A 15,727-nucleotide genomic window follows, 5' to 3' on the forward strand; every position below is an offset into this window, starting at 1 on the left:
ACCCGGGCAGGTGGGTGAGGCACGTTACAGCGGATACTGGGGGCCGTGACAATTTCCCGCCGCGTTGCGCTGTTCCTGCTGGCCTTCGGCGTCTGGTCGTACCTGCTGTGGCCGAACTTCATGCGCAACATCTGGAACAGCGACCGCTCCTGGGAAGGCGGCTCGCCGACGTCCTACCTGATCGTCCACTTCGTGATCGCGATCGTCTCCCTGGTCCTGGGCACGATCATCGGAGTCCTCGGCTGGCGGGCCTTCCGAGCCACCCGCCGCTGACCGGCCCCGGACACAAGAGCGCCCAATTTTAGGCAAAATTGGAAGGTAGACCCGGCGCGAAGTGCCGCCCGGGCCGACGATTCGGGTTTCCGTTTTGCCTAAAATCGTGAAACCAGAACGGCGCCCGCCTCCGGGGAGGCGGGCGCCGTTGGTGTTGCCGGGGGTCAGCGACGGCGGAACATCAGCGCCCGCTTGACCTCCTGGATCGCCTTCGTGACCTGGATGCCTCGCGGGCAGGCGTCCGTGCAGTTGAAGGTCGTGCGGCAGCGCCACACCCCGTCGACGTCGTTGAGGATGTCCAGTCGCTCCTCGGCACCCTCGTCGCGGCTGTCGAAGATGAACCGGTGCGCGTTGACGATCGCCGCCGGGCCGAAGTAGTTGCCGTCCGACCAGTACACCGGGCACGACGTGGTGCACGCCGCGCACAGGATGCACTTGGTGGTGTCGTCGAACCGGGCCCGCTCGGCGACCGACTGGATGCGCTCCCGGGTCGGCTCGTTGCCGGTGGTCATCAGGTACGGCTTGACCGCCCGGTACGCCTCGAAGAACGGCTCCATGTCGACCAGCAGGTCCTTCTCGACCGGCAGGCCCTTGATCGGCTCGATGGTCAGCGTGGTCTCGCCGCCCTTGACCAGCAGGTCCTTCATCAGCACCTTGCAGGCCAGCCGGTTGACGCCGTTGATCCGCATCGCGTCGGACCCGCACACGCCGTGCGCGCAGGACCGGCGGAAGGTCAGCGTGCCGTCGACGTACCACTTGATGTAGTGCAGCAGGTTCAGCACGCGGTCCGACGGGAGCGCCGGGATCCGGTAGGACTCCCAGTGCAGGTCCTCGTCGACCTCCGGGTTGTACCGGAGGATCTTGACGGTGACCATCGTCGCGCCGTCCGGGATCGGCGGTGCGTCGTCCGGAAGATCGGTCGTGTCGTTTTTCGTGGTAGCGGCGGTCATCAGTACTTACGCTCCATCGGCTGGTACCGGGTGACGACGACGGGCTTGTAGTCCAGGCGGATGTCGGCCTGGAATCCGGTCAACCCGAGCGGCGCGTTCGGGTCCTCCTCCTCGGGCAGGACCTTGTACTGCATGCTGTGCCGCATGAAGTTGACGTCGTCCCGGGCGGTGTAGTCCTCGCGAGCGTGGCCGCCGCGGGACTCCTTGCGGGCCAGCGCGGCGTTGACCAGCGCCTCGGCCAGGTCGAGCAGGAAGCCCAGCTCGATGGCCTCCAGCAGGTCGGAGTTGTACCGCTTGCCCTTGTCGTGCACGGAGATCCGGCCGTAGCGCTCCTTGAGCGCCTGCACGTCCGACAGCGCCGTCTTCAGGGTCTCCTCGGTGCGGTACACCGAGGCGTTGGCGTCCATCGTCTGCTGCAGCTCGGTGCGGATCGTGGCGACCCGCTCGCCGCCGTGCGCGGTGCGCAGGTGGTCGACCATGCCCTCCACGAGCTTGGTCGGTTCCGCCGGGATCTCGACGTGGTCGTGGCCGAGCGCGTACTCGGCCGCGGCGATGCCCGACCGGCGGCCGAACACGTTGATGTCCAGCAGCGAGTTGGTGCCCAGCCGGTTCGAGCCGTGCACCGAGACGCACGCGCACTCGCCGGCGGCGTACAGGCCGGGGATGACGGTCTCGTTGTCCCGCAGCACCTCGCCGACGATGTTGGTCGGGATGCCGCCCATCGCGTAGTGCGCGGTCGGGTAGACCGGCACCGGCTCCTTGGTGGGCTCCACACCCAGGTAAGTGCGGGAGAACTCCATGATGTCCGGCAGCTTCGCCTCGAGGAGCTCCTCGCCGAGGTGCGTCACGTCCAGCAGCACGTAGTCCTTGTTCGGGCCCGCGCCGCGGCCTTCCAGCACCTCCAGGGCCATCGACCGGGCGACGATGTCGCGCGGCGCCAGGTCCTTGATCGTCGGGGCGTAGCGCTCCATGAACCGCTCGCCGTCGGCGTTGCGCAGGATGCCGCCCTCGCCGCGGACGCCCTCGGTGATCAGGATGCCCAGACCGGCCAGGCCGGTCGGGTGGAACTGGTAGAACTCCATGTCCTCCAGCGGCAGGCCCTTGCGGTAGATGATGCCCATGCCGTCGCCGGTGAGGGTGTGCGCGTTCGACGTGGTCTTGAAGACCTTGCCGAAGCCGCCGGTGGCGAAGATGACGGACTTGGCCTGGAAGACGTGGATCTCGCCGGTCGCCAGCTCGTAGGCGATCGCGCCGGAGCAGACCTGCTGGCCGTCCGGGCCGTCGCTGAGCATGATGTCCAGGACGTAGAACTCGTTGTAGAACTCCACGCCGTGCTTGACGCAGTTCTGGTACAGCGTCTGCAGGATCATGTGGCCGGTGCGGTCCGCGGCGTAGCAGGCGCGGCGGACCGGGGCCTTGCCGTGGTCGCGGGTGTGACCGCCGAACCGGCGCTGGTCGATCTTGCCCTCTGGGGTCCGGTTGAACGGCAGCCCCATCTTCTCGAGGTCGAGGACCGCGTCGATGGCTTCCTTCGCCATGATCTCGGCGGCGTCCTGGTCGACCAGGTAGTCACCGCCCTTGATGGTGTCGAAGGTGTGCCACTCCCAGTTGTCCTCTTCGACGTTGGCCAACGCCGCGCACATGCCGCCCTGGGCGGCGCCGGTGTGCGAACGGGTGGGGTAGAGCTTGGTCAGCACAGCGGTGCGGGCGCGCTGGCCGGATTCGATCGCGGCGCGCATGCCGGCGCCGCCGGCGCCGACGATGACCACGTCGTACTTGTGGAATTGCATGGTCGCCTCCTCGGGCTGTGGCGGGACCCGCGGGTGGGGCGTCGATCTCGCCACGCTGTGGTCGTCTGCGGCGCTAGCCGATGTTCGGGTCGAAGGTGAAGAGAACGAAGGTGCCCAGACCCACGGTCAGCAAGACCGAGACGTACAGCAGCATCTTCAGCCAGAAGCGTGTGCCGTCTTTTCGGGAGTAGTCGTTGATGACGGTGCGCAGCCCGTTGCCGCCGTGCAGGCCGGCCAGCCACAGCATGGTGAGGTCCCAGAACTGCCAGAACGGGGACGCCCAGCGCCCGGCGACGAACGCGAAGTTGATCTTGTGAACGCCGCCGTCCAGGAACAGCATGATCAGCAGGTGGCCCAGCACCAGGAACAGCAGGAGCACACCGGACAGCCGCATGAACAACCAGCTGTAGAGCTCGAAGTTGTTGCGGCGCGCGGCGGGGCGCGACGGAGTGCGCGGCTTCTCCACGGAAAGCGATGCGTCGGTGACGGTCATTTTGCTCAACCCCCGAAGAGTTCCGTGACTGCGCGGCTGATCAGGCTGATCGCGGCCGGGATGATCAACACCAGCCAGAGCACCACGACCGTCCACAGCATCGGCTTCTGGTACTTGGTGCCCTTGGCCCAGAAGTCGACCAGCATGACCCGGATGCCGTTGAACGCGTGGAACAGCACAGCCGCCAGCAGACCCAGCTCGAACAGGATCATCACGGGGTGCTTGTAGGTTTCGATGACCGTGTCGTACGCGTTCGGCGAAACCCGGACGAGGGCCGTGTCCAGGACGTGTACGAACAAGAAGAAGAAGGTGAGTACGCCCGTGATCCGGTGGGCGACCCACGACCACATGCCCAGATCGCCGCGGTAGAGGCGCCCCTTGGCGCGCGGTGCGGTGGCGCGCTGCGGGGCCTCGGCCGCGGAGGCGGTGGTGCTGGCCATGGTGGAAGGCCTCCAACCTCGCTGGTGGACTGACGGCCCCGTTCGGGAACAAGGGGCGACCGGCCCCGAGTTGCAGTTGGTCCCAATTGGCATTGGGTGCACGCCCGTCACCGGCCACGAACTGGGGCCTTGACTCATCGGATGCTAGACCCGACGAATCGCCCCGGCCTACTCGCCTGCGCCGTCTGTGATCGACCAGACAAGCGCCCCATCTCGGTTGATCGATGTAGAAACCATTTCGTGACATGCGAGCAATGCACAAGCGGCAGCGTCAAGACTTAATTTCGAGAGCCACGTCACCGAATGGCGTGCGCCGCGCCCCGGAAGAACAATTCACCGGAGACAACACCTTCGTGTGGAGTTCACCCGGCGCCGCGGACCTCCGGCCAAACCGGAGCGGCGATGGGGGCGCGGTGGGACCGACAGGAAAGGGGAACGGCATGCGGCGAACGCCGACTTGGGGAAGGCGCTCGGGTGCCGGAGGAGTGCGCCGGAACGGCGCCACAATGGTCGCAGTGCTGCTCACCGGCGCCTTGGCGCTGGCGGGTTGTGCCAAGGACAGCGGAGGTGGTGGAACCAGCAACGCCCAGGGGGAGGGGTGTCAGCTGAGCGCGCCGCCTGCGGGGGCGGCACCGACCACTTCGGCCATCGAGCAGCAGCAGCCCGCCCCGCAGGCCGCCGGGATGCGGGTGGGGTTGGCCTTCGACATCGGTGGCCGCGGGGATGCCTCGTTCAACGACGCCTCGGTCGCCGGCCTGGACCGCGCCAAGACGCAGATGGGCTTCAGCGACATCAAGGAGCTCGACGCCGGGGCCGGTGAGCCGGAGGACGCCAAGCAGACCCGGCTGCGGCAGCTGGCGCGCGAGGGCTACAACCCCGTCATCGCGGTCGGCTACTCCTACGCGGACTCGATCAAGATGGTCGCGCCGGAGTTCCCGGGCACCAAGTTCGCGATCATCGACGAGGACGTGCAGGGGATCCCGAACGTCACGTCGCTGGTGTTCGCCGAGGAGCAGGGCTCGTTCCTGGTCGGCGTGATCGCCGCGCACCGGTCGAAGAACTGCCACATCGGCTTCGTCGGGGGCGTGAAGACGCCGCTGATCGAGAAGTTCGAGGCCGGGTACGTGGCGGGCGCCAAGGCCGCCGCACCGGACATCAAGATCGAGAGCAAGTACCTGTCGCCGGCCGGTGACTTCAGCGGCTTCCAGGACCCGAACCGGGGATCCGAGGTCGCGACCAGCCAGCTGGAGTCCGGCGCCGACGTGATCTACCACGCGGCGGGCGCCTCCGGTAAGGGCGTGTTCTCGTCGGTGAAGTCCTCGAGCGCACAGGCCATCGGCGTGGACTCCGACCAGTACAACCAGCCGACGGTCGCGGAGTACAAGGACGTGATCATCAGCTCCATGCTCAAGCGGGTCGACTTCGCGGTGTACGACTACATCGCGGCGGTCGCGCGCAACGATCTGAGCTCGCTGCCGAAGAAGTTCGACCTGGGCATCGACGGCGTGGGCTACTCCACCTCCGGTGGCAAGATCAACGAGCTGGTGCCCACGGTGGACGCCTACAAGGCGGCCATCGCCCGCGGCGATATCAAGGTTTCCGACAAGCCGTGACATCCGAGGTGGGGGGCACTTCCGGCGCGGACGACGCGTCGGGAGTGCCCCTCGCCCGGCAACGGATCGGTTGGCGGGTTCGCGCCAAGATCGTCACGTTCTCGCCGAAACCGTCCATTGTTGAGCGTCCTTCTGCTTCGCTGCCCGTGTCGACGTCCCACGGAGCCCCATGAACACCTCGATTGCGCCGGAATCCGGCGGCCCACCCGGCGCGGCCGGGGCACCGGCCGTCGAACTGACCGGCATCACCAAGACCTTCCCCGGCGTGGTCGCCAACTCCGATGTGAACCTGCTGGTGCGCGCCGGTGAGGTGCACGCGCTGTGCGGCGAGAACGGCGCCGGCAAGTCCACCCTGATGAAGATCCTCTACGGCATGCAGGCGCCGGACTCCGGCACCATCCGCGTGCACGGCGAGGAAATCCGGTTCCGCACGCCCGCCGAGGCGATCCGGGCCGGCATCGGCATGGTGCACCAGCACTTCATGCTCGCCGACAACCTGACCGTGCTGGAGAACGTCGTGCTGGGCGCGGAGCGCGAGCACGGCATCGGCGCGAAGGCGCGGCGGCGGGTGCTGGAGCTCGCCGAGCAGGCCGGCTTCGAGCTGCGCCCGGACGCGCTGGTCGAAGGGCTCGGCGTGGCCGACCGGCAGCGGGTCGAGATCCTCAAGGTCCTGTACCGGGGCGCGCGGATCATCATCCTCGACGAGCCGACCGCCGTGCTGGTCCCGCAGGAGGTCGACGAGCTGTTCGACACCCTGCGCACCATGCGGGAACAGGGCTTCACGTTCCTGTTCATCTCGCACAAGCTCGACGAGGTCCGGGCGATCGCCGACACGATCACGGTCCTGCGGCGCGGCACCACGGTCGGCACGGTGCCGGCTGCGGAGGTCAGCAGCCGCGGCCTCGCCGAGATGATGGTCGGCAGCCAGCTGCCGGTGCCCGAGCACGGCGAATCCACCGTGACCGACCGCGAGGTGCTGGTCGTCACCGGTCTCTCCGCATCGGACCAGGACCGGGCGGTGCTCTCGGACGTCGACCTGACGGTGCGGGCCGGCGAGGTCGTCGGCATCGCCGGCGTCGAGGGCAACGGCCAGACCGAGCTGGTCGAGGCGATCATGGGCATGCGGTCGGTCACCGCCGGCCGGGTGGTGCTCGGCGACCACGACCTGACCGGCCTGTCCACCCTGGCGCGGCGCGAAGCGGGCATCGGCTACGTGCCGGAGGACCGGCACCGGCAGGGCCTCCTGCTGCAGCAATCGCTGTGGGTCAACAGGATCCTCGGCTACCAGACCCGCAGGCCGGCGGCCCGCGGGGTCTGGCTGGACCGGGCGGGCGCGAAGGCCGACACCCAGCGGATCATCGACGAGTTCGACGTCCGCACGCCCGGCATCGACGTGGACGCGGCCGCGCTGTCCGGCGGCAACCAGCAGAAGCTCGTGGTCGGCCGGGAGCTCTCCGGCGACCCGGCGCTGCTCATCGCCGCGCACCCGACACGAGGCGTGGACGTCGGCGCCCAGGCGGGCATCTGGGGCCACCTGCGCGCCGCCCGCTCGGCCGGCCTGGCGGTCCTGCTGATCTCGGCCGACCTCGACGAGCTGATCGGCCTGTCCGACACCATCCGGGTGATGTTCCGGGGGCGGCTGGTCGCGACGGCCGACCCGCGCTCGGTCACCCCGGAGGACCTCGGTGCGGCGATGACCGGTGCAGGGGAGGCGGCATGAACACGTGGCGCGCACGGCTGCTGCCACCGGCGCTGGCGATCGTCTTCGCCGCGGTGCTGTGCAGCGTGGTGCTGCTGGTCTCCGGCGCGAACCCGCTCGCGACGCTGGCGGAGATGATCGCGCAGGTCGCCCGCGGCACGACCTCCGTGGACATCGTCAACACGGCGGGGGCGTACTACCTGGTGGCGATCGCGGCCGCGATCGGGTTCCAGATGAACCTGCTGAACATCGGCATCGAAGGCCAGTACAAGCTGGCCGCCTGCGTGGCGGCGATCGTCGGCGGTGCCATCAGCCTGCCGTTCGGGCTGCACGCCGTGGTGATCGTGGTGGTCGGCGCCGTCGTCGGTGCTGCGTGGAGCGGCATCGCGGCGCTGCTCAAGGTCTACCGCGGGGTGTCCGAGGTGATCTCCACGATCATGCTCAACATGCTGGCGATCGGCGTGGTCGCCTACCTCGTCCCGACCTTCGGCGAGCTGCGCGGGAACACGCAGGGCACCAAGATCATCCCGGACGGCGGCCAGGTGCCCGGCATCCCGTTCGGCGGCGCGGGCACCATGTTCGGCCTCGTGCTGCTCGCGGCCGCCGTCGGCGTCGGCTACGCGGTGCTGATCGACCGGACCCGCTACGGCTTCGAGCTGCGGGCGTCCGGCCTGTCGCCGACCGCGGCCACCGCCGGTGGCGTGAACTCCAAGCGCATGGTCATGTCCGCGATGCTGATCTCCGGCGCCGTCGCGGGACTGGCCGGCCTGCCGGAGATCCTCGGCCGCGACCACACCTTCACGCTCAACTTCCCGACCGGGTACGGCTTCGCGGGACTGGCCATCGCGCTGCTCGGCCGCAACCACCCGATCGGCGTCGCGTTCGGCGCGCTGCTCTGGTCCTTCTTGGACAAGAGCTCGTTGACGCTCGACAACATCGGGGTGCCCAAGGAGATCGTGACGATCCTGCAGGGCGCGATCGTGCTGTCGGTCGTCGTCGCGTACGAGTTGGTGCGCCGCCGCGAACTCGCCGCCGAGCAGCGGCGGGTCGGGCGTGCGCTGGGCACCGCGGCCGCCCCGGCCGCCGCCGGAACCGGAGGTGAGCGGGCATGACCGCGGTCGCGACCAAATCATCGGCCCCGGCGGACCGGAAACCGGGCGTCCTCGGCCGCCGGATGCCCGGCTGGGCCCGCGTCCTGCTGTGGGTGGCGGTCGGCTTCCTGGCGGTGTCGATCACCTCCTACCAGACCGGCGTGCCGCAGCTGACCTCGTCCGGCACCGTGCAGGCGGCGGTCCGGTTGGGCATCCCGATCCTGCTGGCCGCCCTCGGCGGGCTGTGGGCGGAGCGAGCCGGGGTCATCAACATCGGCCTGGAAGGCATGATGATCCTGGGCACCTGGGGCGGTGCCTGGGCCGGCTACCAGTGGGGACCGCTGGCCGGGCTCGTCGCCGCCGCGGTGTTCGGCGCGCTCGGCGGCCTGGTGCACGCCGTGGCGACGGTGACCTTCGGGGTCAACCACATCGTGTCCGGTGTGGCCATCAACCTGCTCGGCGCGGGCACCGCGAAGTACCTGTCGACGCTGCTGTTCGAGCCGATCTCGCGGAACCCGCGGGAATCCCCGCCGGTGCCGAAGTTCGACACCTACTCGGCGCAGCCGCTGGGCACCTGGCTGCAGCAGCTGGAAGACCTGCAGCGGGTCGGGATCTCCGACCTCGCGGGCATCCTCGGCGGCCTGGTCACCGAGGTCTCGCCGCTGACGATGCTGGCGTACCTGCTGGTGCCGGTGAGCTACCTGGTGTTGTGGCGCTCGCCGTTCGGGCTGCGGCTGCGGTCCTGCGGCGAGAACCCGGTCGCGGCGGAGTCGCTCGGCGTGAACGTCTACCGCTACAAGTACCTCGCGGTGATCATCTCGGGCGCGCTGGCCGGGATCGGCGGCGCGGCGCTGATCCTCAACCCGGGGCAGGCCGGCTACCTGGAGGGCCAGACCAACAACCGGGGTTACATCGGCCTGGCGGCGATGATCTTCGGCAACTGGCGGCCCAGCGGCCTGCTGGGCGGCGCGGGGCTGTTCGGCTACGCCGACGGCCTGCAGCTGCGCAGCGGCGAGACCAGCGTGCACGCGCTGCTGTACGCGGCGACGCTGCTGCTGATCGTGGTGGTGGCCGTGCAGCTGTGGCGGCGGATGTGGTTCGGCGCCGGGGTGGCCCTGGTGTTCGCGGCGGTCACGTACTCGGTGTACTGGTTCACCGACGAGCTCCCGGACGAACTGACGGCCTACACCCCGCACCTCGTCACGCTGGTGATCCTCGCGGCGGCGTCGCAACGACTACGACCACCCGCAGCGAACGGCCTGCAATACCGCAGGGGCGAGGATTGAGGACTGTTTCCGCTCGTTTTCCGTAGCGGCGCGGGTGGGCTAAGCGGCTTCGCCGCTTGAAGAAAAGACCAAACCGACATCGGAGCGAACGGACCAGTGACGACCACTGTGGACTGGGAGGCGCTGCGCGCCGCGGCGGTGGAGGCCGCGGCGCTGGCGTACTGCCCGTACTCGAAGTTGCAGGTGGGAGCGGCGGCGCTGTGCGACGACGGCCGGATGGTCGTCGGCTGCAACGTGGAGAACGGCTCTTACGGGCTCACGCTGTGCGCGGAGTGCACCATGGCAGGCCAACTGCGGCTGACCGGCGGCGGCCGGTTCGTCGCGGTGGCCTGCCGGAGCGGGACGGGCGACCTGCTGATGCCGTGCGGCCGCTGCCGCCAGCTCCTCTTCGAACTGGGCGGCCGGGACTGCCTGGTGGACACGCCGCGAGGAGTGCTCCCGATGACCGAAGTCCTCCCCGACGCCTTCGAACTGTAGGCAGTCGTTGCGCAAAGCGGTGTATGGTGCGTTGTGGGAGCTCGGCACCGTGGGTGTCGAGCGAGTCGCTAGGCCAGGTGCTTCCCGGGGCAGACCGGGACCCTGGCCTAACGCATGTCCTGAGGCCGTTAGTAGTCGATCGCCAAATCGATCTGGTAGAGCCGAGCGTCCAGGAGCTCGCGGCAGCTGCTAGAGGCGCGTTCCTGCCGTCGCCCAGGCACGGGGCTCCGATCACGACGATGTGAAACCCTTCGAGCTCGGCCACGGTTTTCGCCGCGTTGTGCTTCTCCTGCGAAGTCATCTCGTTCCAGTGCAGCTTGTACGCGTTGCGGCTGCCGCGCAGCTCGTACATCGCCGACCTAGCCAGATCGTGCGTGGCGGCCTCGAAGACCACCGCAGCGAGGATGTAGTACCCGCCGACTTCGGCTTCGCGGAACGACTCGTCGGCGAAGGCTTGGCCGCTTGGCTCGGGGAGAAACACCGGGCGAGCCCAGCGCTTCGGGAACGTGCTCCGACTGGCCGTCGAAATCCACAGTGCACGCGGGTAGGTTGCGAATTCTCGGTCGTGCGTGCGGGTTTTGGCGATGATCATCCGATCGGGGTGTATCTGTTGGCGGGGTTCGTTCCTCTATATAGGCAGGAAGTTGTTGCGAGCCGTGGAGGTGGTGGCGGTGCATTCCGCTGTTGACGTGATCCGCGCGAAGCGCGATGGGCAGGTGCTCGGCGATGCGCAGATCGACTGGGTCATCGACGCGTACACCCGGGGTCAGGTCGCCGACGAGCAGATGGCCGCGCTGGCGATGGCGGTGCTGCTGCGCGGTATGACTCCGGCGGAGACGGCGCGCTGGACGGCGGCGATGGTCGCCTCCGGCGAGACGCTGGTGCTGGACGGGGTTCGAAGGCCCACTGTGGACAAACATTCCACCGGCGGCGTCGGCGACAAGATCACGCTGCCGCTGACGCCGTTGGTCGCCGCGTGCGGCGCGGCGGTGCCGCAGCTGTCCGGCCGGGGACTCGGCCATACCGGCGGCACACTGGACAAGCTGGAGTCGATCCCGGGCTGGCGCGCCCGGTTGTCGCCCGACGAGATCCGCGACCGGCTCGACGACGTCGGCGCGGTGGTGTGCGCCGCGACGGAAGGGCTGGCCCCCGCCGATCGCAAGCTCTACGCGCTGCGCGACGTGACGGGCACGGTCGAGTCGATCCCGCTGATCGCCAGCTCGATCATGAGCAAGAAGATCGCCGAGGGCGTGCAGTCGCTGGTGCTGGACGTCAAGTGCGGTTCGGGCGCGTTCATGAAGGACCTGGACCAGGCGCGGGAGCTGGCCACCGCGCTGGTGGAGATCGGCACGGCCAACGGCCTGCGCACCAGTGCGTTGATCACCGATATGTCGGTCCCGCTGGGCCGCGCGGTCGGCAACGCGTTGGAAGTGGCGGAGGCGGTGGAGGTGCTGCGGGGCGGCGGGCCGCCGGACGTCGTGGAACTGACGCTGGCGCTGGCCCGCGAGATGCTCGAGCACGCCGGTCTGCCCGATGTGGACCCGGCCGAGGTGCTGGCCGACGGGCGGGCGTACGACTCGTGGTGCCGGATGATCAGGGCCCAGGACGGCGACCCGGAGGCCGCGTTGCCGCAGGCCGAGCACGTCGAGGTCGTCACCGCACCGGAAACCGGGACGCTGGCGAGGCTCGACGCGTACGGGGTCGGGATCGCGGCGTGGCGACTCGGAGCCGGCCGGGCCCGCAAGGAGGACGACGTCCAGCACGCCGCAGGAGTGCTGTGCCTGGCGAAGCCCGGCGATCGCGTGACGGCGGGCCAGCCACTTCTGGAACTGCACACCGACCGGCCGGAAACCGTCGCTGGTGCCAGGGAGGCGTTGGTGGGCGCATACGAGATCAGCGGCGCCGACGAGGTGTCGACGCCGCTGATCCTGGATCGAGTGGTCGTGGACCGCGCACCGGCCGGACCACCCTGATCTGGGGGCCGGTCGGCGCGCGGCTCGGGCTTAGGCGCTTTCGGCGGTGAAGTCCTCGTCGCCGTCTGCGGTCAGGGCCTTGTCCGGGTCGCGCTTCGCGCTCTTGGACCGGCCGCGGCGCTGCTGCCGGGGCAGCGTGGTGGGCGGCGGCGGGCCGGAAGGCGCGCTGCCGCCGAGGATCAGCTCCGCGAAGGTCGCCATCGCCTCGTCGAGCTGACCGGCGTGCCGCCGCTCGCTCTCCTCGTTGGCCTCGCGGACCAGGGCGCCCAGCGACTCGCTGTCGGGACGCGAGGACAGCGTGCCGGACAGCTGTGACAGGTTCTTCGACAACGTGCCGCCGAGCTCGCCGAGGCCGTTCTTGACGCCTTCTTCGACGGTGTCCAGGCGGTTGGTGAAGCCCTGCTCGACGGAGTCGATCCGGGTGTTGACGTTGTCCTCGACCTGGGTGAGGCGCCCGGAGACCTGGTCCAGCCGGTTGGTGAGCTGCTCCAGCCGGTCGGCCAGCTTGTCCAGCTTGTCGGTCGGGTCCACGGCGGGGCGCGCGGCGAGCTGGTCGAGCTTGGCGTCCAGCTGCTCGCGGGAGCCGGAGACCGCCTCGGAGAGCGTGTTCTGGGCGTTGGCGGTGGAGTCGGTGACCGCGCGCTGCAGCGCCTCGCGGGTGCCGTCGAGGTGCTCGTGCACGCCCTCGTCGATCTCGGCGAAGCGCCCGCGCAGGCTGGTCTCCAGCGAGTCGATGCGCTCACGCACCGGCCCGTGCACCGCGGTCGGCAGCGTCTCCAGACGGCCGTCCTGCTTGTCGAGGTGCAGGCCGAGCTCGTCGAGGCGCTTGTGGATGTGGCCGAGCTTGTCCTCCAGGCCGTCCATCCGGCCGGAGACGCCGTCCATTCGGCCCGCGACCCCGTCCAGGCGCCCGTCCAGCTGCGCGAACGGCTTGGCGAGCTTGTCGACCAGGCCGTCGACGGAGCTCTTCAGCTCGACCAGCGCACCGTCGTGCGCTTCCAGCTTGGCCAGTGCCTCGTCGAGTCGTTCGGCGAGCACGCTGACTTCGGTGCGATCCGGCAGCTCGGACAGGCGTTTCCGCACGGAGCCCAGGGACTCCAGCGGCGACAGCCGGGCATGGATCTCGTCCAGGGCGTCGAAGATCTGCTGCTGTTCGCTCTCGCGGATCTCAGCCGCACGCGTGAGCATGTTGCGCATGCGGTCGAACGACATGTTCTCGGTCACGGCTAGGGGCGTCCTTCGTCGAGGGGGGTGAGGACTCCAGGAGCCTAGCTAGTCGGTTCTCGCGTTCCCAGCCGCCCCCCGATACATTGCGTGATTGCGATGCCGATTACGACTCCGTTAGGCGGCGTATTTTTAGGCCGAAAAGACCAATGAACTCGCTGCTGAATGCTCTAAGAGTTGCGATTGCCTCCATCTGGGTGAGTTTTGCGTGACGGCCGTCCGGTTGAACGATGCCTGAAACCCGGGCGTATCCGAGGTTTTCTTCGGGTTCGTTGTTCGTAGCTGTGCGTGAGGTGATCACCTGCGCGCTGTAACGTGGGCGCATGTCGACTCCGGTGAACCTGGACTCCATCCGGCTGGCTCCGAAGGTGTTGCTGCACGACCACCTCGACGGCGGCCTGCGACCGCAGACCGTGATCGATCTGGCGAGGGCGGTCGGATACTCCGACCTGCCGCACGAGAACGCCGATGAGCTGGGCGAATGGTTCGCCGCGGCGGCGGACTCGGGATCTCTGGAGCGCTACCTGGAGACCTTCTCGCAGACCGTCGCGGTGATGCAGACGGAGGAGGCGCTGGCCCGGGTCGCGGCCGAGTGCGTCGAGGACCTGGCCACCGACGGCGTGGTGTACGCGGAGATCCGCTACGCGCCGGAACTCTTCCAGGAACGGGGCCTGGCTCTCGATCAGATCGTGCAGGCCGTGCAGGACGGATTCCGGGATGGCGAACGCCGCGCCGCAGCCGCCGGAAAACGTATCCGAATCGGTACTCTGCTCTGCGCTATGCGGCAGCACGCGAGGTCGGCGGAAATCGCGAACCTCGCCGTCCGGTACCGCGACGCGGAGGTGGTCGGCTTCGACATCGCGGGACCGGAAGCCGGATTCCCGCCCACGCGGAACCTGGACGTCTTCGAATACCTCCGCCAGCAGAACGCGCATTTCACGATTCACGCTGGTGAGGCGTTCGGGCTCCCATCGATCTGGGAGGCGATCCAGCACTGCGGCGCGGAACGCCTCGGACACGGGGTGCGGATCGTCGACGACATCAAGGTCGCCGAGGACGGCACGGTGCACCTGGGCAGGCTCGCGTCCTACGTGCGGGACCGGCGGATCCCGCTGGAGATGTGCCCGTCGTCGAACCTGCAGACCGGGGCCGCCAAGTCGATCGCCGACCACCCGATCGGCCTGCTGGCGAAGCTGCGCTTCCGGGTCACCGTGAACACCGACAACCGGCTGATGAGCCACTGCTCGATGTCCGGCGAGTTCGCCGCGCTGCACGAGGCGTTCGGCTACGGCTGGTCGGACATGCAGTGGTTCACGGTGAACGCGATGAAGTCGGCGTTCATCGGCTTCGACGAGCGGCTGGAGATCATCAACGAGGTGATCAAGCCCGGCTACACGGCGCTGTCGGAATGATCGGAGATCGCCGCCGAAACGGGTGCGTGCCCCTTGGCGGCGGTGGATACTGCCAAGCCTGAATTCGTTTCACGATCGGCGCGAGCAGCACGGCGCCGCAGAGCGCAGGAGGGACAGGTGGCACGGGGCGGCGAACCCACGTTGATCGCATCGGTGCAGCGCGCGCTTCGATTGATGGAGGCGGTGGGCGAGCACGCGGGCGGTGCAACCGCGAAAACCCTCGCCAGGCGCACCGGAATCGCGTTGCCGACCGCCTACCACCTGCTGCGCACCCTGGTGCACGAGGGCTATCTGGAGAAGCTCGACGATGGCGCCTTCATCCTGGGCGAGCAGGTGAGCGGGCTGCACGTCGCCGGCCAGAAACAAGGGCTGCGCAGCCAGGTCCGCGCCGTCATGGTGGGCCTGCGCGAGGACCTGAACGCGGCCATCTACCTCGCCCGCTACCACGAGGGCGAGGTGGAGGTCGCCGAGATCGTCGACAGCCCGCGCACGCCCCGGGTGGACACCTGGGCCGACTTCCGCGAGGCCGCGCACGCCACGGCGATCGGGAAGTGCCTGCTCTCCGGGCTGAGCCACGAAGAGCGCGCCGACCACTTCCTCCGGCACCCGCCCGCGGACCTGACCCCGCGCACGATCACCCGGATCCGCGACCTGGTCAACCGCCCGGTCCGGCCGGTGGTCTCCGACTCCGAGGAGTACTCGCTGGGCACCGCGTGCCTGGCCGCGCCGGTGATCGGCGCCAATGGTCCGGTGACGCTGGCGATCTCGTTCCCGGCGCGCAAGCTCGCCGACACCAAGTCCTACGTGCGGCCGTTGCGGGCCGCGGCCGTGGAGATCTCCCGGACGCTCGCGGTGGCCGACCGATTCCCCACTGCCGGGTGATATTTCGGCGGTCGCCGTCGCCCCTTCGAGGGGTAATCACTATCTGAAAATCTCTGTCTTGTTCGTCGTCCCGGCCCCGACGAGCATCTCTCGCAGTGGGGGCGTACCCGGTGGGGGACGGCCA

General features: G+C 68.9%; 14 protein-coding genes. 9 read left to right on the forward strand and 5 right to left on the reverse strand.

Going from position 1 to position 15,727, the window contains the following annotated elements; genetic code table 11:
* Nucleotides 1-45 precede the first annotated feature (45 nt).
* Nucleotides 46-273 (forward strand): SCO4848 family membrane protein, encoded by a 228-nt coding sequence (locus AC07EQ_RS11190; RefSeq protein WP_132493613.1) that lies wholly within the window; start codon nt 46-48, stop codon nt 271-273.
* A 164-nt stretch (nt 274-437) separates the two neighbouring features.
* On the opposite strand, the gene AC07EQ_RS11195 is transcribed toward AC07EQ_RS11190, so the two are convergent.
* From AC07EQ_RS11195 to sdhC, 4 genes are all read right to left on the reverse strand, one after another.
* Nucleotides 438-1,223 (reverse strand): succinate dehydrogenase iron-sulfur subunit, encoded by a 786-nt coding sequence (locus tag AC07EQ_RS11195; protein ID WP_452617021.1) that lies wholly within the window; start codon nt 1,221-1,223, stop codon nt 438-440.
* A complete protein-coding gene (gene sdhA, locus AC07EQ_RS11200; protein ID WP_478387870.1) occupies nt 1,223-3,013 on the reverse strand; it encodes a succinate dehydrogenase flavoprotein subunit in 1,791 nt (596 codons plus the stop codon). Before sdhA ends, AC07EQ_RS11195 begins: the two co-directional genes overlap by 1 nt.
* A 73-nt stretch (nt 3,014-3,086) precedes the next feature.
* Nucleotides 3,087-3,506, reverse strand: a complete 420-nt coding sequence (locus tag AC07EQ_RS11205; protein ID WP_358580210.1) for a succinate dehydrogenase hydrophobic membrane anchor subunit — start codon at nt 3,504-3,506, stop codon at nt 3,087-3,089.
* A 5-nt stretch (nt 3,507-3,511) separates the two neighbouring features.
* Nucleotides 3,512-3,946 carry a succinate dehydrogenase, cytochrome b556 subunit gene (gene sdhC / locus AC07EQ_RS11210; protein ID WP_132493609.1) on the reverse strand — a complete coding sequence of 145 codons (435 nt, stop codon included), beginning with the start codon at nt 3,944-3,946 and terminating at the stop codon, nt 3,512-3,514.
* Between the two features lie 506 nt (nt 3,947-4,452).
* Here sdhC and AC07EQ_RS11215 point away from each other — a divergent pair.
* The 6 genes from AC07EQ_RS11215 (at nt 4,453) to AC07EQ_RS11240 (ending at nt 12,085) form a co-directional block, all read left to right on the forward strand.
* Nucleotides 4,453-5,559 carry a BMP family lipoprotein gene (locus AC07EQ_RS11215; RefSeq protein WP_478387871.1) on the forward strand — a complete coding sequence of 369 codons (1,107 nt, stop codon included), beginning with the start codon at nt 4,453-4,455 and terminating at the stop codon, nt 5,557-5,559.
* Nucleotides 5,560-5,728: 169 nt separating this feature from the next.
* Nucleotides 5,729-7,279, forward strand: a complete 1,551-nt coding sequence (locus AC07EQ_RS11220; RefSeq protein ID WP_478387872.1) for an ABC transporter ATP-binding protein — start codon at nt 5,729-5,731, stop codon at nt 7,277-7,279.
* Nucleotides 7,276-8,370: an ABC transporter permease gene (locus AC07EQ_RS11225; RefSeq protein ID WP_478387873.1), complete on the forward strand. Its 1,095-nt coding sequence runs from the start codon at nt 7,276-7,278 to the stop codon at nt 8,368-8,370. The genes AC07EQ_RS11220 and AC07EQ_RS11225 overlap by 4 nt, the downstream gene beginning before the upstream one ends.
* Nucleotides 8,367-9,635: an ABC transporter permease gene (locus tag AC07EQ_RS11230; protein ID WP_478387874.1), complete on the forward strand. Its 1,269-nt coding sequence runs from the start codon at nt 8,367-8,369 to the stop codon at nt 9,633-9,635. The genes AC07EQ_RS11225 and AC07EQ_RS11230 overlap by 4 nt, the downstream gene beginning before the upstream one ends.
* A 96-nt stretch (nt 9,636-9,731) precedes the next feature.
* Nucleotides 9,732-10,112, forward strand: coding sequence for a cytidine deaminase (locus AC07EQ_RS11235; RefSeq protein WP_478387875.1), 381 nt, complete (start codon nt 9,732-9,734; stop codon nt 10,110-10,112).
* Between the two features lie 665 nt (nt 10,113-10,777).
* Entirely contained in the window at nt 10,778-12,085 is a 1,308-nt protein-coding gene (locus AC07EQ_RS11240) for a thymidine phosphorylase (RefSeq protein WP_478388016.1), read from the forward strand.
* Between the two features lie 30 nt (nt 12,086-12,115).
* Here the strand turns inward: AC07EQ_RS11240 and AC07EQ_RS11245 are convergent, their stop codons facing one another.
* Nucleotides 12,116-13,309, reverse strand: a complete 1,194-nt coding sequence (locus AC07EQ_RS11245; RefSeq protein WP_478387876.1) for a hypothetical protein — start codon at nt 13,307-13,309, stop codon at nt 12,116-12,118.
* 323 nt (nt 13,310-13,632) lie between these two features.
* Here AC07EQ_RS11245 and AC07EQ_RS11250 point away from each other — a divergent pair, with 323 nt between their 5' ends.
* Both AC07EQ_RS11250 and AC07EQ_RS11255 read left to right on the forward strand, forming a co-directional pair.
* Complete coding sequence (locus AC07EQ_RS11250; protein WP_478387877.1) at nt 13,633-14,721, forward strand: adenosine deaminase; 1,089 nt, start codon at nt 13,633-13,635, stop codon at nt 14,719-14,721.
* A 117-nt stretch (nt 14,722-14,838) separates the two neighbouring features.
* Nucleotides 14,839-15,603 (forward strand): IclR family transcriptional regulator, encoded by a 765-nt coding sequence (locus tag AC07EQ_RS11255; RefSeq protein ID WP_478387878.1) that lies wholly within the window; start codon nt 14,839-14,841, stop codon nt 15,601-15,603.
* Nucleotides 15,604-15,727: the final 124 nt, after the last annotated feature.

This window comes from Saccharopolyspora sp. NPDC045839 (assembly GCF_056431645.1).

Bases quoted from the DNA above. Each gene is read 5' to 3' on its own strand.
- AC07EQ_RS11195 (WP_452617021.1), bottom strand. From the start codon at position 1,223: ATGACCGCCGCTACCACGAAAAACGACACGACCGATCTTCCGGACGAC.
- sdhA (WP_478387870.1), bottom strand. From the start codon at position 3,013: ATGCAATTCCACAAGTACGACGTGGTCATCGTCGGCGCCGGCGGCGCC.
- AC07EQ_RS11205 (WP_358580210.1), bottom strand. From the start codon at position 3,506: ATGACCGTCACCGACGCATCGCTTTCCGTGGAGAAGCCGCGCACTCCG.
- sdhC (WP_132493609.1), bottom strand. From the start codon at position 3,946: ATGGCCAGCACCACCGCCTCCGCGGCCGAGGCCCCGCAGCGCGCCACC.
- AC07EQ_RS11215 (WP_478387871.1), top strand. From the start codon at position 4,453: ATGGTCGCAGTGCTGCTCACCGGCGCCTTGGCGCTGGCGGGTTGTGCC.
- AC07EQ_RS11220 (WP_478387872.1), top strand. From the start codon at position 5,729: ATGAACACCTCGATTGCGCCGGAATCCGGCGGCCCACCCGGCGCGGCC.
- AC07EQ_RS11225 (WP_478387873.1), top strand. From the start codon at position 7,276: ATGAACACGTGGCGCGCACGGCTGCTGCCACCGGCGCTGGCGATCGTC.
- AC07EQ_RS11230 (WP_478387874.1), top strand. From the start codon at position 8,367: ATGACCGCGGTCGCGACCAAATCATCGGCCCCGGCGGACCGGAAACCG.
- AC07EQ_RS11250 (WP_478387877.1), top strand. From the start codon at position 13,633: ATGTCGACTCCGGTGAACCTGGACTCCATCCGGCTGGCTCCGAAGGTG.